At 38.9% G+C, this 25261-nt stretch carries 15 protein-coding genes and 7 tRNA genes; all 22 read left to right on the top strand.

What is annotated here, in order from left to right:
- Nucleotides 1-16: 16 nt before the first annotated feature.
- The 22 genes from NFR44_RS08605 to NFR44_RS08500 all read left to right on the top strand — a co-directional run bounded on the left by NFR44_RS08605 (nt 17) and on the right by NFR44_RS08500 (nt 25254).
- The gene (locus NFR44_RS08605) at nt 17-364 is read left to right on the top strand and encodes a hypothetical protein (protein WP_251443864.1); all 348 of its coding nucleotides are present in this window, start codon (nt 17-19) and stop codon (nt 362-364) included.
- A 103-nt stretch (nt 365-467) separates the two neighbouring features.
- Nucleotides 468-1820 carry an MATE family efflux transporter gene (locus tag NFR44_RS08600; RefSeq protein WP_251443861.1) on the top strand — a complete coding sequence of 451 codons (1353 nt, stop codon included), beginning with the start codon at nt 468-470 and terminating at the stop codon, nt 1818-1820.
- Nucleotides 1821-1873: 53 nt separating this feature from the next.
- Nucleotides 1874-2737: a prephenate dehydrogenase gene (locus NFR44_RS08595; RefSeq protein WP_251443845.1), complete on the top strand. Its 864-nt coding sequence runs from the start codon at nt 1874-1876 to the stop codon at nt 2735-2737.
- 9 nt (nt 2738-2746) lie between these two features.
- Nucleotides 2747-3787: a nicotinate-nucleotide--dimethylbenzimidazole phosphoribosyltransferase gene (gene cobT / locus NFR44_RS08590; RefSeq protein WP_251443840.1), complete on the top strand. Its 1041-nt coding sequence runs from the start codon at nt 2747-2749 to the stop codon at nt 3785-3787.
- Nucleotides 3784-4848, top strand: a complete 1065-nt coding sequence (locus NFR44_RS08585; RefSeq protein WP_251443837.1) for a nicotinate-nucleotide--dimethylbenzimidazole phosphoribosyltransferase — start codon at nt 3784-3786, stop codon at nt 4846-4848. The genes cobT and NFR44_RS08585 overlap by 4 nt, the downstream gene beginning before the upstream one ends.
- Before the next feature lie 216 nt (nt 4849-5064).
- Nucleotides 5065-5958, top strand: a complete 894-nt coding sequence (gene larC, locus NFR44_RS08580; protein WP_251443834.1) for a nickel pincer cofactor biosynthesis protein LarC — start codon at nt 5065-5067, stop codon at nt 5956-5958.
- Between the two features lie 193 nt (nt 5959-6151).
- A tRNA-Gly gene (locus NFR44_RS08575) sits at nt 6152-6226 on the top strand.
- 7 nt (nt 6227-6233) lie between these two features.
- Nucleotides 6234-6309, top strand: a tRNA-Asn gene (locus tag NFR44_RS08570).
- A 34-nt stretch (nt 6310-6343) separates the two neighbouring features.
- Nucleotides 6344-6418, top strand: a tRNA-Gln gene (locus NFR44_RS08565).
- Nucleotides 6419-6428: 10 nt separating this feature from the next.
- Nucleotides 6429-6504, top strand: a tRNA-Lys gene (locus tag NFR44_RS08560).
- A gap of 4 nt (nt 6505-6508) precedes the next feature.
- Nucleotides 6509-6583, top strand: a tRNA-Glu gene (locus NFR44_RS08555).
- Nucleotides 6584-6589: 6 nt separating this feature from the next.
- A tRNA-Val gene (locus NFR44_RS08550) sits at nt 6590-6665 on the top strand.
- Nucleotides 6666-7332: 667 nt separating this feature from the next.
- Nucleotides 7333-16992 (top strand): YadA-like family protein, encoded by a 9660-nt coding sequence (locus NFR44_RS08545; protein ID WP_251443831.1) that lies wholly within the window; start codon nt 7333-7335, stop codon nt 16990-16992.
- A gap of 440 nt (nt 16993-17432) precedes the next feature.
- Nucleotides 17433-18083 (top strand): tRNA (guanosine(46)-N7)-methyltransferase TrmB, encoded by a 651-nt coding sequence (trmB, locus tag NFR44_RS08540; RefSeq protein WP_251443812.1) that lies wholly within the window; start codon nt 17433-17435, stop codon nt 18081-18083.
- 2 nt (nt 18084-18085) lie between these two features.
- Entirely contained in the window at nt 18086-19357 is a 1272-nt protein-coding gene (locus NFR44_RS08535; protein WP_251443809.1) for an FtsW/RodA/SpoVE family cell cycle protein, read from the top strand.
- 45 nt (nt 19358-19402) lie between these two features.
- Nucleotides 19403-20683, top strand: a complete 1281-nt coding sequence (gene uraA / locus NFR44_RS08530; RefSeq protein WP_251443806.1) for a uracil permease — start codon at nt 19403-19405, stop codon at nt 20681-20683.
- Nucleotides 20684-20822: 139 nt separating this feature from the next.
- A tRNA-Arg gene (locus NFR44_RS08525) sits at nt 20823-20897 on the top strand.
- A 262-nt stretch (nt 20898-21159) separates the two neighbouring features.
- Complete coding sequence (locus NFR44_RS08520; RefSeq protein WP_251443803.1) at nt 21160-21498, top strand: hypothetical protein; 339 nt, start codon at nt 21160-21162, stop codon at nt 21496-21498.
- Between the two features lie 137 nt (nt 21499-21635).
- Complete coding sequence (locus NFR44_RS08515; protein WP_251443800.1) at nt 21636-22226, top strand: LemA family protein; 591 nt, start codon at nt 21636-21638, stop codon at nt 22224-22226.
- Between the two features lie 158 nt (nt 22227-22384).
- Nucleotides 22385-23305: a M48 family metalloprotease gene (locus NFR44_RS08510; protein ID WP_251443795.1), complete on the top strand. Its 921-nt coding sequence runs from the start codon at nt 22385-22387 to the stop codon at nt 23303-23305.
- 243 nt (nt 23306-23548) lie between these two features.
- Nucleotides 23549-23761 carry a helix-turn-helix domain-containing protein gene (locus NFR44_RS08505; protein ID WP_308795476.1) on the top strand — a complete coding sequence of 71 codons (213 nt, stop codon included), beginning with the start codon at nt 23549-23551 and terminating at the stop codon, nt 23759-23761.
- A 197-nt stretch (nt 23762-23958) separates the two neighbouring features.
- Complete coding sequence (locus NFR44_RS08500) at nt 23959-25254, top strand: SLC13 family permease (RefSeq protein ID WP_251443775.1); 1296 nt, start codon at nt 23959-23961, stop codon at nt 25252-25254.
- Nucleotides 25255-25261 lie beyond the last annotated feature (7 nt).

The following is a 25261-nucleotide window of genomic DNA, read 5'->3' as shown; positions in this document are numbered from 1 at the left end:
ATTGGGAGGTAGAACGATGACTGAGTTAACACCAGAAACGTTGGCAGCAGCACGAAAAAGCTTACAAGAGTGTTTAAGTGAAAGTGTAGTGCCTCGTGAATATTGGGATGAAATTGCACATTGGCTAGAAGCGACTCATGTAGAGAATCTATATTTAGTGGGTCGTGATGCTATTGGTGCTTGGTGGGCTGCTAAAGAAGTGCGCAAATTAGGCTTTGCCATTAATTTTGCTAAAAGTGGCTGTATGCCAGGCAATTGGTTCCCAGAAGGCGAAAATTGGGATGTGGCCCAAGCAAATGCAAAATATAAGCTTGTTGCCGATTGGCAGTGTCTGATTGACCATGAAGCATTAAGCAAAATTTAGTACATAAGTAAAGGGTGACCGATGTGTCCATAGGACTAGATAGTAGCACCACCGGTCACCTGCTTTTTATATGGGGTTGAGGATTAACGATTGAGGTTACTGCATGAAATCCTTTAAAAAGAGTGCCAGCTTATCGGTTGTTTCATTAAGCTGGCCAATTTTTATCGAAATTTTCTTACAAATGTTGATTGGGAATATTGACCAATTTATGATGAGTCATTATTCTCAAGAAGCGGTAGCGGCTGTAGCAAACGCCAATCAGGTTATGAATATTTTTATTATGCTGATTATCGTTATGAGTACGGCTAGCACCATTTTAATAGCCCAGTATTTAGGGGCTAAAAATCCAGATAAAATTAATGAAGTAACAACGGTAAGTATTGCTTTTAATTTTGTATTTAGTTCTTGTGCAGCGGCGTTTATTTTGGTGGCTCATAGGACATTATTTCAGTGGCTAGGCGTGCCGGCTGAAATTATGGATGATACGAGTTTATATATGACTATTGTAGCTTGTAGTATTCCTATTACAGGGATTTATACCGCCTTTGTAGCTACTTTTAGAGGCTTTTCTTTACCGATTATTACTATGTGTGTTGCCTTTGTAATGAATGTGATTCACATTTTAAGTAATGTTGTTTTAATTTATGGCTGGGGGCCTATTCCTTCCCTCGGTGTATTTGGGGTGTCCGTATCGACTGCTGTTAGTAAAGCTATTGGGTTGCTGTTGATTTATTATTTATTCCGCACCCAATTATCGATTAAACTATCTTGGTCATATTTAAAACCATTCCCGAAGGAAACTTTGAAACGATTGCTTCATATTGGTGTACCTTCAGGGGGCGAAACATTGTCGTATCAGCTATCTCAGACTACCATTATGAAGATGGTAAATATTTTTGGCATTATAGTTATAAATACTAAAGTGTATGCCTATATAATTTCTATGTTTTGTTATATGTATACGATTGCCTTAGCTAATGCTGCGCAAATTATAGTAGGCTTTCTAGTTGGCGCTAAGCGGGAAGATGAGATTTCGGCGCGCGTATGGCATACTATGTGGCTTGGTATGGCGATAAGTGTTGGTTTATCAACGACATTTTATTTATTAAGTGATTACATCTTTGCTTTTTTTACAACAGATCCAGAGATTATATCATTAGGCAAAACTATTTTGTTTATTGAAATCTTTTTAGAAATTGGTCGCACCGTAAACATTATTATGGTACAATGTTTGCAAGCTGCTGGAGATATCCGGACGCCAATGATTGTAGGTATCTTTGGTATGTGGCTCTGTGCCGTTAATTTGTCCTATATCCTAGGCATTTGGCTAGGGTGGGGTTTAATTGGCATTTGGATTGCCATGGCCATTGATGAAGGTGCGCGCGCTATTATTTTTGTGTGGCGTTGGCACAGTGGTAAGTGGAAGAACCGCAAGCTCATTGAAGAGCCTGCATAGTAGGGAGTTTTGTGAGGAAGTTGTCTCACAGGGCTCAAGGAAGGACGAACGTTATGAAACGGATTGTAGGAATTATTGGATTAGGTTTATTAGGTGGTTCATTAGCAAAAGGATTGGCGTCACATCCCGATTATGAAGTAATCGGGTATGCACGGCGCTCACATATAGGGGCTCAAGCCGTAGCGGAAGGCGCAGTTACTGCTGCTTATACGGAGGCTAAAGCCGTGGTGGAGCAAGCGGATATATTAGTATTCGCTTTGCCCCCAGATACGAATGCGAGGCTGTTTGAGGAATTAGTTCCTTATATTCGGCCTCGCACTCTTATAACCGATGTGTCTAGTACAAAGGCAAATTTTGCTCGTACAGTGAAACAGCAGTTGCCTAAAGGAGCTCATTTTGTGTCTATACATCCTATGGCAGGCTCTGAAAAAGGTGGCTATACTATGGCTCATTGTGATTTATTTAAGGGCTGTACTTGGATTATTTTGAGAGATGATAAGGAGCCTAGTTGGAGTGAAGCGGGTGCTCGTGAATTAATTGCAATGGGCGAATTTTTAGGTGGCCGTGTTGAACAAATTGCTATGGAAGATCATGATGGGTTTATGGCAACGGTGAGTCATATGCCGCATACTGTGGCTGCTATGATAGCTACCATAGCTGGTGGTGATGGGCAGGGAGACTTGCGTTTACGCTTGGCTGCAGGTGGTTTTAGAGATATTACAAGAGTAGCGGGTGGTAACCCCACCATGTGGCGTGAGATTATTACCAGTAATCGTCAGGAGGTAGTTAGAGCTTTATCACAATTAGAAGATGAAATATTACATATTAAAAATTTACTTTTGACCTCAGATGATGATACACTAGAGACATACTTGAAAGTCGCCAAAACAATTCGCGATGACTTTTCCCACTTATAGGAGGATACGATGGGCTTATTTGAAGAGACTTGTAAAAAAATTACCCCTAAAGATACAAAGATTGGGGAAGCAGTACAAGCAGTTTGGGATCGTGAAACACCCTATGGTAGTTATGGTAAATTAGTGGATATGGTGAAACAATATGCCATGGTAACACGGCAGATATCACCAGAAATTCCGAAGCGTTGTATGATTATAGCTTGTGCTGATCATGGCGTAGCGGAAATGGGTGTAAGTGCCTATCCAATTGATGTAACCGTTGGTATGACACAGAATTATTTGATTCCTAAAGGGGCTGGTGCTAATGCGCTAGGTAATTATTGTGGTACTGACATGGAAGTCGTTGATGTAGGGATTAAAGCAGATATGACTTGGGTGCCAGGCTTACGTCATAATAAGATTCGTATGGGGACGCGGAACTTTTTAAAAGAACCAGCGATGACTAAGGAAGAATGCATTCAGGCGATGGAAGTAGGGATTGCATTAGTAAATGAAAAAGTAGCAGAAGGTTATAATGTATTTCTTGTAGGTGAAATGGGTATTGCCAATACGACCGCTAGTGCTGTTATGACTGCTAAATTTGCTGGTATTACAGCTGAGCAGGCAACGGGGCGCGGTACTAATATTTCCGATGAACGTCTTAAAGTAAAACAAAAGGTAGTTCATGATGCATTAGTAAAATATGCCGACATTGATAAAAATGATGGCCTTGGTATTTTGCACTCTGTAGGTGGTTTAGAATTTGCGTGTATTACTGGTATTATTTTAGGCGCAGCAGCGGCTCATGCTATGGTTGTTATTGATGGATTTAATACTACTGCGTGTGCACTAGTGGCTCACACTATGGTACCAGCTAGTATGGATTATGTAATGGCTTCCCATCTTTCAGCTGAAAAAGCTCATGTAGAAGCGTTAAAAACACTGGGCTTAGAAGCATATGTTAACTTAGGTTTATGTTTAGGCGAAGCATCTGGTGGCTCCATTCAAATGGGGATGTTAGATTTAGCTATCCGCATGTATCAAGAATTAGAAGGAGGGCACCAAGCATGAGAGAGTTTACGATTCAACCATTAAACGAAGCGTGCATGGAGGCATGCCAACTTCGCGTAGATAATTTAACAAAACCAATTTATAGTTTGGCTCAATTAGAAAAAATTGCAGTTCGTTTAGCTGGTATTTATAATGTAGAACAGCCAAATCATATAAAAAATAGTGTGCTTATTTTTGCTGGTGACACAGCTGTTGACGGTAAACAGAATCATACTAAAGGGCAGGACAGTTTAGCGGCTGTGACTCGTCTTGGCAGTGGTCATAGTGCGACTGAAGCGGCGGCTCGAAAATTAAATGCAGCGGTATATACTGTAGATGTGGGCTTAGAACAGGACACTCAGGCAGTAGCCGGTGTAATCAATAAAAAAGTAGCGTCTGGCGCTAAATTCTTTGGGGCTGGTCCGGCTATGACTGAAGCTGAAATGGAAGCGTCTTTAGAAGTAGGCTTTGCTATGGCTGAGGAATTGGCTAGTAAAGGCGTACAGGCTGTGGCTCTTGGTAATGTAGGGGAACGTACTCTATTAAGTGCACTTGCTGTGACAGCGGCTATTACACAATATCCTATGACAGAGTTATTGACTGATAATGAATGTACATTATCCATTCAAGAAAAAGCGGAGCGTTTAACCGCTACATTAGCTAGATATGAGTTAACGCCTGAAAAGCCATTGCAGATTTTGCAATGTGTAGGTTCGCTTGATATAGCGGCTATGGTGGGCTTTTATTTAGGGGCAGCAGTTAATCGTTTAGGCGTTGTTTTTGACAATGCTGTTACTGGTGCTGCTTTGTTAGTCGCTCGTGCAATTAATCCAGCTGTTATGGATTTTGTATTCCAATCAGCTGCTTATAATGAGCCAGTTCACAAAGCACAGATGAAATTTTTAGGAATTAGTCCATACTTATACTATAACCTTGAAATGGATGAAGCCTTAGGTTCTGTTATGGGCTTATCTGTAGTGGATGCAGCTCTTCATATGTTAAATGATATGAAGACATTTGGTGAAGCGACAGTAACTGTGGCTGAAGATGGTCCTGGTAATAAACGTCAAGATGGCCGTTAAAAGTACTTTTGTAATTTAATGGTTGCGTTGCAAATGGCAGCGTTTAGATACTGGCAAACACACAAGATAGTTTGGATTTATCTTGGTTTGTGTTTGCCAGTTTTGTTAGTATTTGTTTTAATTGAAATGTGGCGTATTTTTTAGATTTATTAACAGCTAGGGATTGTTAATTAAAGATATTGAGCAGTATTGAGAGTTTGAGATGAGGAAATGACTATGAGTAAGTTTTTACATGGCCTGTGTGCCTCGGGAATTAGTGGCAATATGATGATCGGAGCGCTCTTAGATTATGGCGTACCTTTTGCGTATTTAAAGGACGCTTTACAACCTTTGGGGCTCAGAGATTTTGAGTACATTTGTGAGCCTGGTGAAAAGAATGGTGTTACCGGTACATACTTTGATGTAAAACTACATAGTCAAGCTCATACAGTACGCCGTTGGTTTAATCCGTTGACTTGGCATAGTCATAAGGGGCGACGTAATTATCCTGAAATAAAGGCCTTGATTGAAGGGGCGCCTTTAAGTCCTTGGGTAAAAGAGAAAGCTTTATTAGCCTTTTTAAATTTAGGCCAAGCAGAAGCTAAAGTCCATGAAACTACCCTTGAAAAAGTGCATTTTCATGAAGTAGGAGCCATTGATTGTATTATTGATATAGTAGGAACTATGTGTTGTTTAGAGTATCTCGGTGTAACAGGTATTAAGTTTTCGCCTCTTCATGTAGGTCAAGGTAAGGTGCGTTGTGATCATGGGCTAATGGATATTCCTACCCCCGCAACAGCCGCTTTGCTAGAAGGGGTTCCTACCTATGTAACGCCAGTTACTGGTGAATTGGTAACGCCTACAGGTGCGACGTTAGTCAAGACATTGGCTGTAAATACAGTTAAATCAAGTGTAAGTAGCGCTAGTACTGCTTTGGGTGGTACCACATCATCACATCCTGCTAACGATGTTAAGGTAGAAAGCACGGAGCAAGACTGTACTGCTACTAAGACTGTAGAAGACGCGGTTATGGCTATGATGGAAAAGGCTGATAGAGCTACAAAAAAGGGCATTGGTTTAGGGACTATGGATTTACTAATCCCAAATGTATTTACCATATTTGAAGGGTAAATAAAAGTCTGCTGAGTAGGCTGTAAATATTGTAAAATTTTTGCCAATAAATTTTTACAAAAGTGTTGACAGGGACTAGCTCTGTCTGTTATTATTATTAAGCGGTCAGGGACAAGACACTTTGAATGGTGTCGAGGTAAAAATATCTTGACAAAATATCGTTAACGGTGTAGAATTGTTTCTGTTGTGAAATGCGGAAATAGCTCAGTGGTAGAGCACCGCCTTGCCAAGGCGGGGGTCGCGAGTTCGAATCTCGTTTTCCGCTCCACTTTCATTCCTCGATAGCTCAGTCGGTAGAGCAATCGGCTGTTAACCGATCGGTCGTAGGTTCGAGTCCTACTCGGGGAGCCATTTTATTAACACAGGCTTGGTCCTTTGTATATATAGGGGTATCGCCAAGCGGTAAGGCAACGGACTCTGACTCCGTCATTCAAAGGTTCGAATCCTTTTACCCCTGCCATTTTTTACATGACTCACTAGCTCAGTTGGCAGAGCACCTGACTTTTAATCAGGGTGTCCCGCGTTCGAGTCGCGGGTGAGTCACCATTTTGGCCCGTTGGTCAAGCGGTTAAGACACCGCCCTTTCACGGCGGTATCGGGGGTTCGATTCCCCCACGGGTCACCAACATATGGACGATTAGCTCAGCTGGGAGAGCGCCTGCCTTACAAGCAGGATGTCGGCAGTTCGATCCTGTCATCGTCCACCAAACTTGCAAAAAGACGAACGTTCGGTATTTTTCGGAATACTAAAGAGTTCGTCTTTTTATTTTTTTGTTAATTTTTAAGATGCTGAATTAAGTCAGTGATTTAGTGATTGATTTTTTTATTTGCATAATAACATCTGCTAGAGTGATAGTTTCTATAGAATTATCACTCTTTTATTTTTGGTAAAATAATGAAAATTTATTTTATATATTAGAAAAATTAATACATACTTTAAGAGTGAGAGATAAATTAAATTGATATCAATATTAATAAAATGATAAAATTTAAAGAAAATATAAGAAAATAAAAGAAATAAAAAATAAATAAAAAGTATAGAAAAATAATTAAAAATTTTAGAAAAATTTGATTTAATTTGACAAATATGTCATTATATTAATATAAAGTGCATAATAGTCATAAAAAGAATGATTTATTTGCAAAATGAACTTGTGTTTTCTTTAGTAATTGGGAGGTTTTAGAGTAGTTCGTATAGGTTTATGCAAGTAGGGAGACGTAAGTGATTATTTTCACGAAAGGGGTTTGTTAGTATGGATAAAAAAACAAGAGCGCTTTTAGTGGCCACATTAGCTACTACGTCTGTTTTGTACACTGGGGGGGGGACTTATAGCTGCTGATTTAACTGCTGATCAACAGGCTGTATATGATGCTGTGGTAGCTAAGTTTGGTTCACAAATTACAGAGTTACAAGGTTGGACAAGAGATTTATATATTAAGAGTAATGCTATGCCTGCGCCTGGTACCGGTAAAGGCGTGGCATTAGGTAAAGACTCTGTAGCGAAAAGTGAATCAGCTGTTGCCATTGGCAATGGGGCGAACGCGAGTGAAGAAGAGTATGCTAATGTAGCGATAGGTTCTGCTGCTCAAGCCTTAGGTGGTAGTACTGTAGCTATAGGTAGTGGAGCCCAATCGATGACTGGAGGAGCTGTCGCTATTGGGACCAATGTAACATTAACAGATGAAAATAGCCATGGGAGTACAAACTCCATCGGTATTGGTCATAGTATACATAGTAATGGTGTAAGTTCTATTTTAATAGGGGAAGATATAGGAACAACAGACACACCTAATAAGAATGGGTATATGGTTGGTATTGGCTATAAAGTCAATCCAAGTTATGACTCAGTAGCTATTGGTAGCTTTTCAAGTACTCAAGGTAGTGGTGTCGCTATTGGTGCGGGATCTCATGCATTAGCTGATAATGGTGTAGCTATTGGATTTACTAGCTTTGCTGCTAGCCAAAATTCTGTAGCATTAGGTCATAATTCCTATGCTTACACGGGTAATGTAGCAGCTAAGTCGTATTTAAGTAATGAAGACTTTAGTGCTGATAATGGTGTGGTAGCCATAGGTAATAATTTTGAGTTAACTTTAGGGAACGATAAGTTTCCAATTAATCACCGCCGTATTACTGGTGTAGCCGGTGGTGCTGATGAATATGATGCAGTTAATGTGAAACAACTTCAGGCATTGAGCACAGATGTAGACACACGAATTGCCAATAAAATGAGTAATATAAGTGGTAGTTCTGTTGAATATGTATCTATTAATCCTGATAGAGATGCGGATAAAATTATCAATAAAGACAATCATGGTGCAGAGAAACCAGGTGCTATTGCCATAGGTTCAGGGGCCAAAACTAATGGATATGAGAGTATTGCCTTAGGGAATAGAGCCACGGTTGCATATGATGGCAAAGATGATAGTGCAGGTCAAATTGCCATAGGCTTTAACTCGAAAGCAAATAATACAGCATCTTTAGCTATAGGTGTGGAAGCTAATGCTGATAATGGGATTGCCATTGGGAATCTTGCTTATAGTAAGGAGACAACTTCTGTTAGTATAGGGGAAAATAGTAAAGCGAATAATCAAGGCAGTATAGCTATAGGGAATTGGACTGTATCAGAATTTAGAGGCGTTGCTATTGGTCAAGATGCGGTAGCGCATAGTGAGCAGTCAACTGCATTAGGAAGTAAAACTGGTGCGTATGCGCATAATTCAGTAGCTACTGGCTCTAATGCGAGCACATATAGTGCAGGGTCTATTGCTATTGGTAGTAATGCTATAGTATATTCTAGAGATCCTATAAATGAAGCAAAATTCCAATCTAAGACTGACGATGTAAAAGCAAATTTTAAACCGTCACCTAAGAATAATAATAGCGAGCCAGAAAATAATCTTTATTATTTAATAAGTCAAACATCTGGAAATGGTGTTGCTATTGGCTCTAATGCTACAGTGCAGAAAGATCAAGGTCTAGCTATAGGGATGAATGCTACAAGTGAAGTACTTGATGGAGTAGCAATAGGTAGCAATTCTAAAGCAACTATCAACTCTCAGGTCGTCGGATATGATCCAAATCCTAATAGTAAAAAAGATTTAGGGTCACCAGTTTGGAAATCTAAATTAGGGGCCGTATCAGTGGGCTACGGAGAATATAAGGATGAGAGTGGCCGAAAAAAAGAGGCTAATACTCGTCAAATCACTAATGTAGCTGCTGGCTCTAAAAATACTGATGCAGTGAATGTAGCACAGCTTAAGTCCTTAAATCAAAAGGTAGATACTAATAAAATTTCTTATGTATCTATTAAATCCAAAGAAACAGGTAACAAAGATAATTTAGGGGCAACAGGCACTGATTCTGTAGCTATTGGTCCTAATGCACAATCTATTGGTAAAAATAGTGTAGCTCTAGGCTCCAATGTAAAAGCTAGCATTGCAGATGCTATCATTATTGGTAGGGATATCACTGATGGCAAGGGGATTATAGTAGGTGTGAGTTCGGTAGCAACTACAGACCATAGTATTGCTATTGGTGTAGAAGCAGATGCATCTGGTAATGCTAGAAATACAGCCGTAGGTTGGAAGTCTAAAGCTACTGGTGACTATAGTGTGGCTTATGGTCAAAATAGTCAGGCGTTAGGAGAATCTTCAGTTGCTCTAGGGACAAGTGTAACGGCTAATGGTAAAGCTGGCATTGCTATTGGTAATTCGTCTGTTAGTAACTCTGAAAATAAAACGGAATCTTCTATTGCCATTGGTGATAGAGCAAAAGCTGAAAATGATGCAGGGGTTGCTATAGGGCTTAGAACAACTGCTTCTGGCGATAGAAGTACGGCTTTAGGCTTTTTTGCAAATTCGAGTGGTAAGAATGCTACAGCCTTAGGGGCCGATACTGAAGCCATCGGCAGTAGTAGTGTAGCTCTTGGTTCTGGCGCGAAGGCAGAAGTTGAACGCTCAATTGCTATTGGATCGAGTTCTGTTGCTGATAGAGCAGCCGGTACATTTGGTTATTCACCTGAGGCTGGCACATTTGCAAATGAGGGTGAATTAATGGCCTATTTAGGTAAAGTTGATGAATATAATGCATTAACGACACAGGCCCTAGAAAAGCAAAAAGAAATGTTAGAGAAAAAAGCAGCTGCTGATGCAAATCCGGGGGATAGCACTTTGCTTAAGGCTGCATTACAGGCTAGAAAAGAGCTTTTGGCAATTGTAGATGAGAGGAATAAACTAAGTGTTGCCTATAAATCAGGCTTAGGAGCTGTTTCAGTAGGTAATGAATATGCTACTCGTCAGATTACTCATGTGGCAGCTGGTACCGAAGATACAGATGCAGTTAACGTAGCACAGCTTAAAGCGTTGAACAATAAAGTAGATGCTAATAAAATTTCTTATGTATCGATTAATTCTACTGAAACGGGTAATAAAGATAATACAGGGGCAACAGGCACAGACTCTTTAGCTATTGGTCCTAATGCAAGTGCTAGTGCCAATAATACGGTAGCCCTAGGTTCTAATGTAACAGCTGGTATTAATAATGCTATTGTAATAGGTAGTAATATTACAGATGGCAAAGGGGTTGTTATTGGTGTAAATTCTGCTGCAACATCAGAACACAGTGTTGCTATAGGTACTCATGCTACAGCTGGCGATACAAATCAGTCTGATGTGGCGATTGGTAACTATGCTAAAGCTCGTGGGTATAGTGTGGCCATCGGTGATGGTGCGAATGCCTTTGATATTAATGACCCAACAAGTGATGCGAGTGGACTTTCTGTAGCTATTGGTTCTAGTGCAGCAGCAACAGGTCAAGGTGGCGTAGCCGTAGGTCAAGGGGCTAAGGCTGCATTCCAATCCAATGCCATGGGCTCTGGAGCTAAGGCGACTGGCCGCGGAACTGTTTCTATTGGTGATACTTCAGAGGCTAGTGCTGCAGCTGCCGTAGCTCTTGGTAATCGGGCTAAAGCAACAGATACATTTAGTATGGCTTTAGGCATGGAAGCAGAAGCTACAAAATCTGGCAGTGTTGCTGTTGGCGCACAAACAAAAGCTAATGGTGGCTGGTCACTAGCTGTAGGTAGAAGTACAGTAGCTAGTGGAGAAATGGCAACTGCTTTAGGTTATAAAACAACTGCAGATGGAGCTCGTTCTATTGCTATTGGTCCATGGGCTAATACCTCAGAAGGCAGTTATGGTACAGCTATAGGTTATAATGCAAAAACTAAGGGAACAAATACTATTGCTCTAGGTGGCTATACGGAAGCTTTTAGTGATAAAGCTATGGCTTTAGGCTATGCTTCTGAAGGTAATGTTGAAAATGGTGTTGCTCTAGGTGCATATTCAGTAGCTGATAGAGAAGAAGGTAAACTTGGTTATACAGTCGATGATGTAACCTTTAATAAGGCAGAAGATATAGCTTTATATTTAGGAAAATCGGCAGAATATGAGGCGGCTACAAAAGACTTTAATGAAAAAGTAGCAGCGTATAATGCTAAATTTGCAGAATTAGAAAAAGACCCTAATAATGAACAACTAAAAAGTGAAGTAGCTACATTAGAAAAGGCTGCTTATGCTAGTCAAAATGCTAGAAATGCTATTGTTTCACCATATTTATCTGGCTTAGGCGCTATTTCAGTAGGTACTGCATCTGATACTCGCCAGATTACTAATGTTGCAGCTGGTACTGAGGATACCGATGCTGTTAACGTGGCACAGCTTAAAGCGTTGAATAATAAAGTAGATGCGAATGCAATTGAATATGTATCTATTAAATCCACTGAAGCAGGTAATAAGGACAATTCTGGTGCTACTGGGAATAACGCGATTGCTATTGGGCCTGATGCGCAAGCGATTGCAAAAGGTGGGGTCGCTATTGGTAATTCTTCAAAGGCAAAGGCAAATGATACAGTAGCATTAGGTTCTAGAGCAGATGCCCAAAATACTAGTGATATAGCCCTTGGAACTGAAGCAATTGCTTCAGGTGGGTGGAGTGTTGCTATTGGTCAAAACTCTGCATTTAGTGGCGAAATTTCATTAGCTGTAGGCTTTGATGCACAGGCGAGTGGCATGCACTCGCAGGCTCTAGGGATTATTTCTAGAGCAAGTGGTGACGCAGCCAATGCATTTGGTAGTCAGGCCAGTGCTAGTGGTTTAGCTGCTAATGCTATTGGCTTACAAGCAAATGCAGCTGGCGATGATTCTATTGCAATTGGTCGTAATGCTACAGCGCAACTTCAAGGTGTTAATGGCATCGCTATTGGTATATCGTCTTACATAGGTAAGAAAACAGAAACTGGTGGAACTCCAGAGCAAGGTATACCGGACAATTCGCTTGTGATTGCTGAGGATGATACTACTTCAGGTAAACCAAATCAAGAGTATAAGAACTCTATTGCAATAGGTAATACGGCGAAATCATTTGGCTATCAGAATACAGTTTTAGGGGCAGGTGCTGAAGCCCATGATACAAATGAAGTGGCTGTTGGTACTGCAGCTAAGGCAAGAGGTCATTATGCAGTAGCACTTGGTCAACAGGCTAATGCCAATGGTAAAAATGCAACCGCATTAGGTCACTGGGCTCGTGCGTATGGTGAAAGTACAGTCGCTATTGGTGATTTTGCAATTACTAATACACTAGACGGTAAAGATTCAGTTACTAATGCAATTGCAATAGGCTCTCTAGCGCGTACAGCTTCAAATAACTCTATCGCATTAGGTTCAAATTCTCTTGCCTATATTGCTGATGATGTAAAAACAAAATCATATTTATCAGATGAAACATTTGGCAAGGAAGATGGCGTAGTGTCGGTAGGGAATGCTGAATATACTATTGGTGATACTACAGTAGAGGCTAATCGCCGCCGCATTACGAATGTTGCTGGTGGTGCCGATGATTATGATGCGGTTAATGTTAAGCAATTAAAAGCATTAAATTTGAGCATTATTGGAGATAATAAAGCTGAAGATGTACCGGTTGAAGGAAAGGTAAATTTAGCAACTCAAAAGTTGGCTATCAACGGTGATGGTAATATTACAACTACTGTAGCTGAAGATGGTCAGTCTATAAACCTTACATTATCTAAATCTGTAACAGATAAATTGGGGGCTGTAAAATATTTATCAGTAAATTCCACTGAAACTGGTACTGGCAGTAATGAGGATAATACTGGTGCTCAATCAATCCATGCAATAGCTATTGGTCCTAAGGCGGCGGTTGGTCCAGGTGAGCCAGAGCCAGGTAAAGAGTATGGACCTAGTTCGCAATATGGTGTAGCTCTTGGATATAATTCTCATGTAATAGGCTCTACCAGTGGTACGGCCTTGGGCCCTGAAACTGTAGTAAACAATTCTAATTCTGCCGTAGCGGTTGGTAGAAATGCTACTGTAGAAAATTCTAACATGGGGGTTTCTCTTGGGAATGGTTCCCATACTACTAATTCACAATATGGTATGGCTTTAGGCAATCGTTCTAACATAACTGATGCAGCGAATTCTGTTGCTTTAGGTTATAGTGCGACTGTAAATAAGGTGACTCGCGGAACGGCTTTGGGGTCTCAAGCCTCAGTTACTGCTACTGGCGGTGTGGCCTTAGGTGCTGATTCTATAGCTAGCACGAATGGAGCGGTATTAGGATATAATCCACTTACTGGAGCACAGTTTACTTCTCTCGATGAAGTAGCAAAAGTTGCTGGTGTGAGTGAACAATATGCGCCTTTAAAAGAGCAACGAGATAATTTAGCAGCTACAGTGGCAACTCAACAAGCAGAATATGATCGCTTAACTGCTCTTTATGAGCAGGATAAGACGAATGCTGAGGTAAAAAAAGCTAGAAGAGAGCTTGGAGATGCCTTAGATGCTTCTGAATTACAATTGAATAATGTAGAGGCTGCGATTGATCACCTAGTGTCTGCTTATGTTTCTAATGATGGTGCTGTATCAGTAGGTCGTGATGCTTATCAGCATAAAGGTAAAATTTATAGTGATATAAATCGTCAGATTACTCATGTAGCAGCTGGTACTGAAGATACAGATGCAGTTAACGTAGCTCAGTTGAAACAGGTACAAAAGTTAGCTAATAATCATACAGCCATCATGGTAAATGATGTAGCACCAGTAGCTGGTGCCGATGGTGCCTATGGTAAGTATGTAGATGCTAATGGTTTATCTGTAGCAGTTAAAGATGTTGAAGGACAAAAGATTTACGATTTCAAATTAAGTAAAGACATTACTGTTGGTACACCGGGTAAGGATGGCAAAGATGGTACTCCTGGTAGCATTACTATTGTCGGTGAAAAAGGTAAAGATGGCGCTGATGGAACACCAGGTAAGAATGCAATAGCTGAAATTACTGTTAAAGAAGGCACACCAGGTATTGACGGTAAAGACGGCGAAAGTATCACTCGCATCGTTTATGAAACTGGCGAAAAAGATGATAATGGTAACCCAATTGTTACAGAAGTAGCCACTCTCAATGATGGCATGAAATTTGCTGGCGATGATTTTGTTGATGATTCTACTAAATATGTAGCTAAAAAACTTAACGAGCAGCTAGATATTAAGGGTGGCGCGGCAGCTGATGCTTTAAGCGATAATAACATTGGCGTAGTTGCTGATGTAGATTCTAAGACTAGTGAAATTACTGGCTTACGTGTTAAATTAGCGAAGAACATTAAGCTAAACGATGGTAGTGTAGAGTTTGCAGAGGTAATAGTGGATACTAAGGGTAATCCATTAGTAAAAGGCCAAGATGATAAATGGTATACCAAAGACGGCGTATTAGTAGAAAATCCAATTATAGGTAAGGTAAAATTATCTGTTACAGGCTTAGACAATGGCAACCAACGGATTACTAATGTAGCTACTGGTACAGCTGATACAGATGCGGTTAACGTAGCACAGTTGAAACAGGTGGAATCATTAGCTAATAAACATACAGCCATCAAGGTAAACGATGTAGCTCCAGTAGCTGGTGCCGATGGTGCCTATGGTAAGTATGTAGATGCTAATGGTTTATCTGTAGCAGTTAAAGATGTTGAAGGACAAAAGATTTACGATTTCAAATTAAGTAAAGACATTACTGTTGGTACACCGGGTAAGGATGGAAAAGATGGTACGCCTGGTAGCATTACTATTGTCGGCGAAAAAGGTAAAGATGGTGCTGATGGAACACCAGGTAAGAATGCAATCGCTGAGATTACTGTTAAAGAAGGCACACCAGGTGTTGACGGTAAAGACGGAGAAAGTATCACTCGTATTGTTTATGAAACAGGCAAAGATGCTAATGACAATCCAATCGTTACAGAAGTAGCTACTCTCAATGATGGTATGAAATTTGCTGGCGATGATTTTGTTGATGATTCTACTAAATATGTAGCTAAAAAACTTAACGAGCAGCTAGATATTAAGGGTGGTGCTGCAGCTAATGCTTTAAGCGATAATAACATTGGCGTAGTTGCTGATGTAGACTCTAAGGATCCTAGCAAAGTTACGGGCTTACGTGTTAAGTTAGCGAAGAACATTATTTTACCTGACGGTAGTGTTCGCATTGTCGGTCCTACTGATAAAGAAGGGAAACCAACTGGCAGTATCTATATTGCTAATCAAAAACCTACGCCAAAAGTTGCTGATGAAGATGCACCAGATAAAGCTGTAGAAGGTTTATACATTACTGGTTTGGATAATACAGATTGGAACCCTGATACTACTGGTATCGTTGAAAATCGAGCAGCCACTGAAAAGCAATTACAAACAGCAATTAGTAATATTAGCTCACAAGTTGGCGAAGCTGGTGTTTGGAAGCTTCAAGTCAATGGTGCAGGTGAACGTTCTATTAAGAAAAACTCAATTATTAACTTTAAAGATGGCAAAAAGATTAAAGTTACACAATCCGGTAATGATATTACGATTGGTGTAGATCCTGCTTTTGTTAAAGAGGTAACAGATAATACTTCTAATATTACTACCTTGAACAATCGTGTAAGTAAGGTAGAAGGCGACATTAAGAACATCACTAATAATGGTATTGTTACCAAGGTTGAAGGCGATGCTACCGGCGTAAAAGTAACTCCAGTTGATGCGTCTGAACCGTCCAAAGGCGTAAAAGTTAGTCTTGATGAAAAAATCACAGTGGGTGGTATTGTTATCGATGGTACGAAACCAAAAGATGGGGAACCGGCTAATAACACAATTAAAGGCTTAACTAATACAACTTGGGATGGTGCGACTTTTGAAAGTGGTCGTGCGGCTACCGAAGATCAGCTTCAGGCTGTAGATGGCAAAATTACTAATATTATAGACAATATTACTGATATTGCTGGTGTAACAACGATTAAAGAAGGCGATGGGAATATCCTAGCGCCTAAGACTGATGGCAAGAATGAATATACCTTATCTTTGAACAAAGATCTTAAAGTGGGTAACAGTATTGCAGTTGGCGATAAAGTGTATATTACTAAAGATGGTATTAATGCAAATGGCAAACCAATTAGTAATATTGAAGCTGTTGAGTTGAGTGCTGATGGTAATTATGCAGCTACTACAGGTCAAGTATTTGAAGTACGAGAAACATTGGAAAAACAAATTGGTAGTGTTGCCAATGTAGTACAAAATAATACGCGTCAAATTTCACGTTTGGATACGAAGATTAACAAATCCGGTGCTGGCCTTGCCGCATTAGCAGCTTTACATCCGCTTGATTATGATCCAGATAACAAGTGGAATTTCACAGCCGGTATTGGTACGTATCACGGCTCTAATTCTGTAGCACTAGGTGCGTTCTATCGTCCAAACGAAAATACTATGTTTAGTGTAGGTGGTACCTTAGGCAATGGCGAAGATATGATGAACTTTGGCGTAAGCATGAAGTTTGGCGAATCTAATCCATATGCTGGTATGAGTAAAGGTCGTTTAATTGAGTATGTGGAAAAACAAACAACTGAAATTGATGACTTGAAGGCTCAAAATGAAAGCCAAAATGAACGTATTAAGAAGTTAGAAGAATTAGTTCAATCGTTGATGATTAGTAAATAACTAATTAGACAATGAAAAGTATAGTTACTTTAAGAAAGAGCTAATTACGATTTAGTGATTCAGGTTTTACAATTGAATAGTGTCCTCAACATACAAGGGAGCTAATGACAATTTAGATGTCGCTATATGGGGTAGTGCTCATAAAATATATTCGTGAGGTAATTGTTATTGTGTGTGTTGAGGACCTCCTACGACAAGGGCTGTTCCAAAATGCTGGCAATGAGTTAGATATCTAATTTTCATTTCAAGAGAGCTATTTTAGGGACAGCCTTTTGTTGTGTAAATGACAGCTATACTATATAATTAATTAGATAGAGATTTTTATAAAAGATAAGTTTTTACTAGAGACGTATTAGATGATCTAACAATCAAAGATAGCAGTTTTTAGCTAGTAAAATTCATAGTGTATATTATAGGATTAATGAATTAAAGGAGATAGTATGCGATTACGTAGAAAACCTTGGATTGATGAGGCGATTCACGAATATGATTCACATGTGATTTTAGAGAACCAGGAGGCGAATAAAGGGGCTTGGCGTGAATTATTTGTGGATTCTACTAAACCGTTATATTTTGAATTAGGAACAGGTAAAGGTCGCTTTATCGCAGGTATGGCTGAAGCCCACCCAGAAGCTAACTTTGTTGGCTTTGAGGTTCAATTAGGCGTGTTATATTATGCGGCGCAAAAGGTATTTGAACAGAATTTACCTAATGCTAAAGTAACACTCTTTGATATTGCTGGTATTGAAGATGTGGTTGAGCCTGGTGAAGTGGATCGTTTTTATATTAATTTCTGTGATCCTTGGCCAAAGGCACGTCATGCTAAACGTCGTTTGACTTATCGTACTTTTTTAGACCGTTATGCACGCTTATTGAAACCACAAGGTGAAATTCACTTCAAAACGGATAATGAAGGTTTATTTTTATTCTCTTTAGAAGAGTTTAAAGAGTGTGGTTGGATATTAAAAAATGTAACCTATGATTTACATAGTACGGATATGCCTAATGTAATGACTGAATATGAAGAGAAGTTTAGTAAAAAAGGACAGCCGATTTTCCGCCTAGAAGCGATTAAACCTGAGGAGGCGTAATCATGGCGAAGGAAGCAAAACGAGCTGAAGATACTTGGTTGCAGCGGCTCGTACGAAATGATGCACAGGGCATTATTTTGGTAGTAGCTATTTGGATTTTCATTGGTAGTGTTAATATTTATAGTGCTACGTCTGTTGAAATGGCACAACAAGGAACGATTTTAAAAAGTAATATTGTAAAACATATAGGATTTTTAATAGGCAGTCTGTTGGCAGGCAGTTATTTTTACCAGCTGGATTATCGCCGTCTTAAAGAACCTAAATTCATGATGTGGATTATGGTCGGTGTTTTTTTATCTCTAGCCTGGGTTGGTTTATTTGGTACTGTTGTTAATGGGGCGCGTCGTTGGATTAGTTTGCCTTTTGGCTTATCGGTACAACCTTCGGAGTTCGCTAAGTTAGCAGGCATAATTTGGGCGGCCCAATGCATTGAAGAGTGGCGTAAACGATTTCCTACAGTATCTTTGTTTGAAGCAAAAGATGCGAGTGGGCAGTTGCGTAAATATCCTGTGCCATCGAAAGTTTTATGGGCACCGCTGGTATTTGGCATTATCACGCTAGTTCAGCCAGATACAGGGACGGCCGTATTAATTGTGGCCTTTCCGCTCATTTTAATGGTAATGGCTCGTTTAAATCAGCGTAGTTTGCGGCAGCTGGGATTGGTTATGATTGCCGGAGCTATAGGTTTTGCGGCTATGATTTGGCATTCTCCGTACCGTCTAGAACGTATTTTAGCTTGGCTAGATCCTTGGGGACATGCACAAACCTTGAGTTATCAGAGCGTACAGAGTATGTTAGCCATTGGTTCTGGTGGTATATTAGGACAAGGCTTGGGACAAGGTACTGCTAAATATTTTTACTTACCAGAGGCACATACGGACTTTGCTTTTGCTGTGTGGGCACAGGAAACAGGCCTTTTGGGAGCGGCTATTTTAAGTTTTGTAGTGTTGGCATTTGTGTATTTTGGGTTTCGTGTAGCTATTGGTGCACGAGATTTCTTTGGCAAATTAATGGCCTTAGGCATTACTTGTATTATTGGCGGTCAAGCTGTATTTAATATGCTTATGGTATGTGGTATGTTGCCAGTTACAGGGGTGCCACTGCCTTTTGTATCCTATGGTGGGTCGTCTTTATTAATGAATGTAGTAGCGGTTGCTATTTTGCTCAGCATTTCACGGGTTAATGAAGAGGCTAATCGTAAAATCGGTAGCCAAGGCATTATGCCTTCTCTACGTGAAGAAACGCGGAGTCGTTTCAGACCGTCTAATGGGTAAGCGACAAATTATATTTAGTGTGGAGTTAGAAAGGATTTAGAGGACATGAAAGATTTTATTGATGTGTCTGAACGGCCGTCTAATGCGGCCATGTTGCCATTAAGTTTTCAACATTTATTTGCCATGTTTGGGTCGACGGTACTAGTACCGTATTTGTTAAAAGCAGACCCGGCCACGGCGCTTTTTATGAATGGGATTGGAACTATTTTGTACTTATTTATTTGTAAGGGAAAAATTCCTTCTTATTTAGGTTCCAGTTTTGCATTTATTGCCCCTGTGTTATCTGTTATGGCAGCAGGGATGTCTTATGAAGCGGCTCAAGGGGGCTTTATTGCCTTTGGTTTAGCTTTTATCGTATTGTCTTTCATTGTTCGTGCAGTGGGCATTGGTTGGATTGACGTATTATTCCCACCAGCGGCTATGGGCGCTATTATTGCCGTTATTGGTCTGGAGTTAGGGCCGGTAGCGATGGGCATGGCCGGTATTACGGGTGACAGTTGGCAGTCTTTGGGCATGACGCATGCACAAGTACTGACTATATCTTTATTCTCTTTAATAGTAACGATTTTAGGGACTGTTGTATTTCGCGGTTTCTTTGCGGTTATTCCTGTATTAATTGGTGTTGTATCCGGTTATATTTTGGCTGCGTTCATGGGGGTAGTGGACTTTTCAAAAGTATCAGAAGCAGCTTGGTTCTCCTTACCTCATATGAGTGCGCCTGTATTCAATATGAATGCTATTTTAATGATTATGCCAGCATTATTTGTTGTATTTGCTGAGCATGTAGGGCACTTGGTAGTAACAAGTAATATCGTAGGTCGTGATCTTATGAAGGATCCAGGTCTTGAACGCTCTTTGTTAGGGGATGGGATTGCTAATGTGCTTTCTGGTTTCTTTGGGGCTACGCCAAATACAACATATGGTGAAAACATTGGCGTATTAGCGATTACTCGCGTATTCAGTGTTTATGTTATTGGTGGGGCTGCTGTGTTGGCGATTATTTTCTCCTTCATTGGAAAAATTGCAGCCTTGATTCATGCTATTCCTGTACCAGTTATGGGTGGTGTAAGTATTTTGTTATTTGGTATTATTGCCGCGTCTGGTCTACGTATGTTGGTAGAACGTAAAGTAGATTATACGCGCCCTGATAATTTGATTTTAACATCTGTTGTTATGATTACTGGCTTAAGTGGCGCGCAAGTATCTTTGGGACCAGTTGTGCTTCAAGGTATGGGCCTTGCTACAGTTGTTGCTATTGTACTTAGTATTTGTTTTACAATTTTCCGTAAAACAGGACTTGGTAATAAACAGTTGAAACATGATTAAGAAATAGAAGGAAAAAGAAAAAGTAATTAGCAGTTAACCGTGTTCGGATGGTGTTAGCTATTTGACATGCTATAATTAGCACTGCTATAATGATTGGGTAGCCTTTGTACATATTTTGTGTGCAGAGGTGCCCATATATGCGCCTATAGCTCAGGGGATAGAGCATCGGTCTCCGGAACCGAGTGCGCAGGTTCGAATCCTGCTAGGCGCACCACCGATGTTTACTGACTTTTTAGAAAAAGTAGAATAAAAAATATTGGCGAGTAAGCCAATTTGTATGCCAGTTTTTAAAGAAAAGGTAGAAAATGAGCTTTCATTTTCTACCTTTTTGTTATTAAATTAAATTTTAAATTTCATTGCACAATTAACCATAACATATAATTATGTATTGGCTAAAAAAGTCCTACAATTGACTTTTTTTAGTAGGGCTTTGTACTATAAGATTATAAGATTGCGAATGAAAGAGGTGATATAAAGTGAGTAATCAACAAGATAAATTTAAAGGCAAAACGTTTTTGCTAATGCATAAAGATATACCTACTGTTAAATTTCATTTTTATAAGTATGAAATGTGGGCTAATGTTGATGAGGTATTAGATAAACATCATGCACCAGTTAATATGGTTGGGCATCACAAAGGTGTTGACTTTTATTTAAATAAGTTTTTAAATCACCATGTAATACCGAAAGATAGACCGAATGTTGCTGATATTCTTGAACGTAAAATACCTAATTTAGTTAATACACTTCAAAAACGAGTTAATTCATTAGAAAAAGAACTTACTAAAAGAAATCTTGTTGCTCATTTCAGTTGACGCTGAAATGAGCTTTTTTGTACATAGATTCTAAGTTTTAGAAAATATTCCTGAACTTTATAAGGGTGTATAAATAAAATTTTGTAAATAGTAAAGTTTTTGCTATAATGAATAAAAGTAAGGAGAGGAGTTTTATAATGAGTTTTTTATTAACTGTAATTTTAATTGTACTTATTGTATTTTTTATTAAAAAATACAATCGACTTCAGAATTTAAATCAGGAAATTAAAGAAGCAAGATCTAATATTAAAGTTGTGGTAGAACGCAAGGTAGCTATTGTTAATCAGTTCACTGAGCTTGTGAATAGTTATGGGGAATATGAAAAGCTAATGCAACTTAAAGTGTCTGGCAACTACGTAGAAATGGCAAAAGCATCTTCAGAAGCAGTTACTTCTATTCAAGCATTGGCTAATACATATCCTGAATTAAAAGCAAGCACTAATTATAATACATTTTTACAGAATATTGCACAGAATGAATCTATTTTGACTGAAAAGCGAGAAGCTTATAATAGCGTTGTAAAGGGTTATAATAGTGAAATCGCACAGATTCCAATGGTGTTTGTGGCTTCTGTATTAGGGTTTAAAGAAGCACCTTATTTTGATCTTAATAATGAAACTGAATTTAATGCTTTCAGTGGTGCGAATACAGAAGCTATTAAAGAATTAGCGATTAAAGGCACGGAAAAGTTGAAAGATAAAACAGAACAAATTAAAGGTAAATTTTAACACATATCATAAGCTGTAATGAGTACAACCATTGGTTGGGCTCATTGCAGCTTTTATAGTATATAATAAGTGAATGATAAGAAAAGAAAAAATAATAAAAATAATAGAAAAAATAGAAGATAATAAGATACCGAGAAAGTATTAAGAAAGGCGTGGCTATGGGAATTTTACTTGTTATTTTAACGGCTTTTGCTTATGGGATAGTGGCCGCTGTTGTATTACATTTTATAAATAGTATTTTAGCGGTATTTGGTGTTCAAAATTTATTGGAGCAACCTTTTATTCTTGAAATTTTACGGGCTTTTAACTTGCCAGAACATAGCTTTGCTATATCGTGTGTTTGGATTGGTTTGTTATTTGTAGCCTTTATTATTTTGTATCAATTACCACCAATTCAGAGTTTACATCTTTCTTTTAAGGGTATAACAAAACCAAAAGGGGACTTGGGAGACTATTTGATAGCCTGTTGGGAGGATGTGTGTCAACGGGCGGGCGTTAATCCGCAGCGATACCGTTTATATGTGGGACAAAGCGGCGAGATAAATGCTTTTGCTATGGGCCATGATCGTGTAGTTGTTTATGCTGGCTTATTAGCTGAAATGGAGCCCGCCGAATTAAAAGGCGTGTTAGCTCATGAGCTGAGTCATTTAGTTCATCGTGATACAACATATGGAATGACTTCGTTCGCTATTGCTTCGGCGTATAACTTAGTACTTCGTTTATTTAGCATCATTATTTGGTTCATTGTATTTGTGCATAACATCATCAGATTTATACCGTTTATTAATATTTTATCCTTGTTCTTTACGCTAATTATATTAATTTTGAATTTTATAGTTAAAATCATGAATTCTGCTGTTAATACAGCTTTTGTGTTATTGAGTCCTTTTGGCTCTCGTATTGCTGAATACCGTGCTGATCGCTACGCCTATGAATTGGGGCTAGGCACAGAGTTGGCATCGGCCCTAGCTAAATTAAGCCGTTATGGAGATACGCATGGATTTATTAATCAGCTATTTAGTGACCATCCGCCACTATATAAACGGGTGGCTAAGTTGCAGCAACTAGCTAGTAAATAAGAGAAAGGGATAAGGCGTACTGGAGATTAGGTATTTAATAGTGTTTGTAAAATGATAGCGTATATGCTATCATTGGACTAGGGAATGTAAGGTGATGTAAGTGTATAATATTGAATTTTATGAGAAAGGTAATGGGGACTCAGAAATATGGGATTATTTACAACGAAAAGGGGGAATATAAATGAAAACTTGGGAAGATTATAAAAATTATGTTAAGTCTATTGATGAAAAAATCGCTTTGATATTGAAGAAATAGAGGAATTAAGCGCTTTAGTAACGACAATTATTAAGAGGCGTAATGAATTAGGATTAAGTCAGCGTGCATTGGCAGAACAATGTGGAATTCCTCAATCTTCAGTAGCACGCATAGAATCATTTAAAACAATGCCAAAAGTTGATACCTTATTAAAAATTATGCAGCCTCTAGGTTTACGCTTACAAATTATTAGCTTATAAAATAAAGGTCCGTCGAGTCTTAGACGGACCTTTTTGTTTTAATATTTGCTTATTATGTTTCTGGCTGATATAGATTTTTTTTATTCCTGATGTAAAGTAATTGATATTTGTTACGCATGATTTATAGTTATATACTGTATGTGAAATTGTAATTACTGTAATTTATTAGGTATTAGAAGTAGTTAGGGGGTTAACTGATGGTTAATGTTTTAATTTTATGTGCCATTGTTGTGGCGATAGCTTTAGGCTATAGAACAAAAATTAATACAGGATTTTTTGGGATTGCTTTTGCATACATCATTGGCACATTTTACTTAGGTATTAAACCCGGTGATGTCATTAAAATGTGGCCCATGAGTATTTTCTTTGTTATTTTAGCGATTTCTTTATTTTATAATTTTGCCATGACTAATGGAACGCTTGAAAAACTAGCTCAACATATGTTATATCGGACTCGGCGTATTCCTAAGTTGTTACCATTTGCAATTTTTGTAGCAGCAACAATTTTAGCTGCATTAGGGGCAGGATTTTTTGCTGTTATGGCTTTTTTTACACCGATTACAATGTTGCTATGTAAAAAGACTGGCCTTAGTCCATTAATTGGTGCTTTAGCCGTTAATTATGGTGCTTTGTGTGGCAATAACTTTATGATTAGTCCTGGTGGCGTGGTATTTATTGGTTTAATGCAGAATGCTGGTTATGAAGCAGCAGCTTATGGATATGAATTTCAAATATTTCTTGCTTCTTTCTTAGTACCTTTAATTGTTCTAGGGATTATGATACTTTTGAATACCCGTAGAGAGGGAAGTACAGACTTAGTGGATATAACACTACCAGAAGCTTTTGATGATAAACAGCGGAGAACCTTATATTTAGTAATTGCGATGATTTTTGTTGTGTTAATTTTTCCTATTTTACTAATTTTCTTCCCACAAGTAGAAATTTTGAAAACGTTAGAAAAGTCTATTGATGTAGGTTTAGTAGCCATTGTGTTTGCGCTTCTTGCTTTACTGCTCAAATTAGGCGATGAAAAGGAAGTTATAAAAATGGTTCCTTGGGGAACATTGATCATGATTTGTGGTGTAGGAATGTTGATTTCAGTGGCAATTAAGGCTGGTACTGTAAAAATGATTGCTAGCTTTGTTAGCAATACAATTCCAGAACCGATTGTACCAATTGTTATGGCTGTTATAGGTGGCTTTATGTCATTCTTCTCTAGCACTATGGGGGTTGTAACGCCTGCATTATTCCCATTAGTACCAAGTTTGGCAGAAGCAACAGGGATAGATGCAATAGTTTTATTTTCTGCCATTGTTATTGGGGCGCAAGCTACTGCAATTTCGCCTTTCTCATCAGGTGGTAGCTTAGTTTTAAGTACAGTAAAAGAGGAAGAACGCGTAGATATGTTTAGTAAACTTATTTTCAGAGGTGTGCCTATCTGTTTAGGCGCTGCTATTATTTATGCGTTTGTTATTAATCTGATTATTCGTTAGGGAGGTA

Source organism: Veillonella intestinalis (assembly GCF_943193155.1).
Lineage (GTDB): Bacteria > Bacillota > Negativicutes > Veillonellales > Veillonellaceae > Veillonella_A > Veillonella_A intestinalis.
Note: the sequence above shows the minus strand (reverse complement) of the source record. Positions and strands in the feature narration are given on the sequence as shown.

Excerpts from the sequence above, each read along its gene's own strand:
- NFR44_RS08605 (WP_251443864.1), top strand. The coding sequence starts at position 17 with ATGACTGAGTTAACACCAGAAACGTTGGCAGCAGCACGAAAAAGCTTA.
- NFR44_RS08600 (WP_251443861.1), top strand. The coding sequence starts at position 468 with ATGAAATCCTTTAAAAAGAGTGCCAGCTTATCGGTTGTTTCATTAAGC.
- NFR44_RS08595 (WP_251443845.1), top strand. The coding sequence starts at position 1,874 with ATGAAACGGATTGTAGGAATTATTGGATTAGGTTTATTAGGTGGTTCA.
- cobT (WP_251443840.1), top strand. The coding sequence starts at position 2,747 with ATGGGCTTATTTGAAGAGACTTGTAAAAAAATTACCCCTAAAGATACA.
- NFR44_RS08585 (WP_251443837.1), top strand. The coding sequence starts at position 3,784 with ATGAGAGAGTTTACGATTCAACCATTAAACGAAGCGTGCATGGAGGCA.
- larC (WP_251443834.1), top strand. The coding sequence starts at position 5,065 with ATGAGTAAGTTTTTACATGGCCTGTGTGCCTCGGGAATTAGTGGCAAT.
- trmB (WP_251443812.1), top strand. The coding sequence starts at position 17,433 with ATGCGATTACGTAGAAAACCTTGGATTGATGAGGCGATTCACGAATAT.
- NFR44_RS08535 (WP_251443809.1), top strand. The coding sequence starts at position 18,086 with ATGGCGAAGGAAGCAAAACGAGCTGAAGATACTTGGTTGCAGCGGCTC.
- uraA (WP_251443806.1), top strand. The coding sequence starts at position 19,403 with ATGAAAGATTTTATTGATGTGTCTGAACGGCCGTCTAATGCGGCCATG.
- NFR44_RS08515 (WP_251443800.1), top strand. The coding sequence starts at position 21,636 with ATGAGTTTTTTATTAACTGTAATTTTAATTGTACTTATTGTATTTTTT.
- NFR44_RS08510 (WP_251443795.1), top strand. The coding sequence starts at position 22,385 with ATGGGAATTTTACTTGTTATTTTAACGGCTTTTGCTTATGGGATAGTG.
- NFR44_RS08500 (WP_251443775.1), top strand. The coding sequence starts at position 23,959 with ATGGTTAATGTTTTAATTTTATGTGCCATTGTTGTGGCGATAGCTTTA.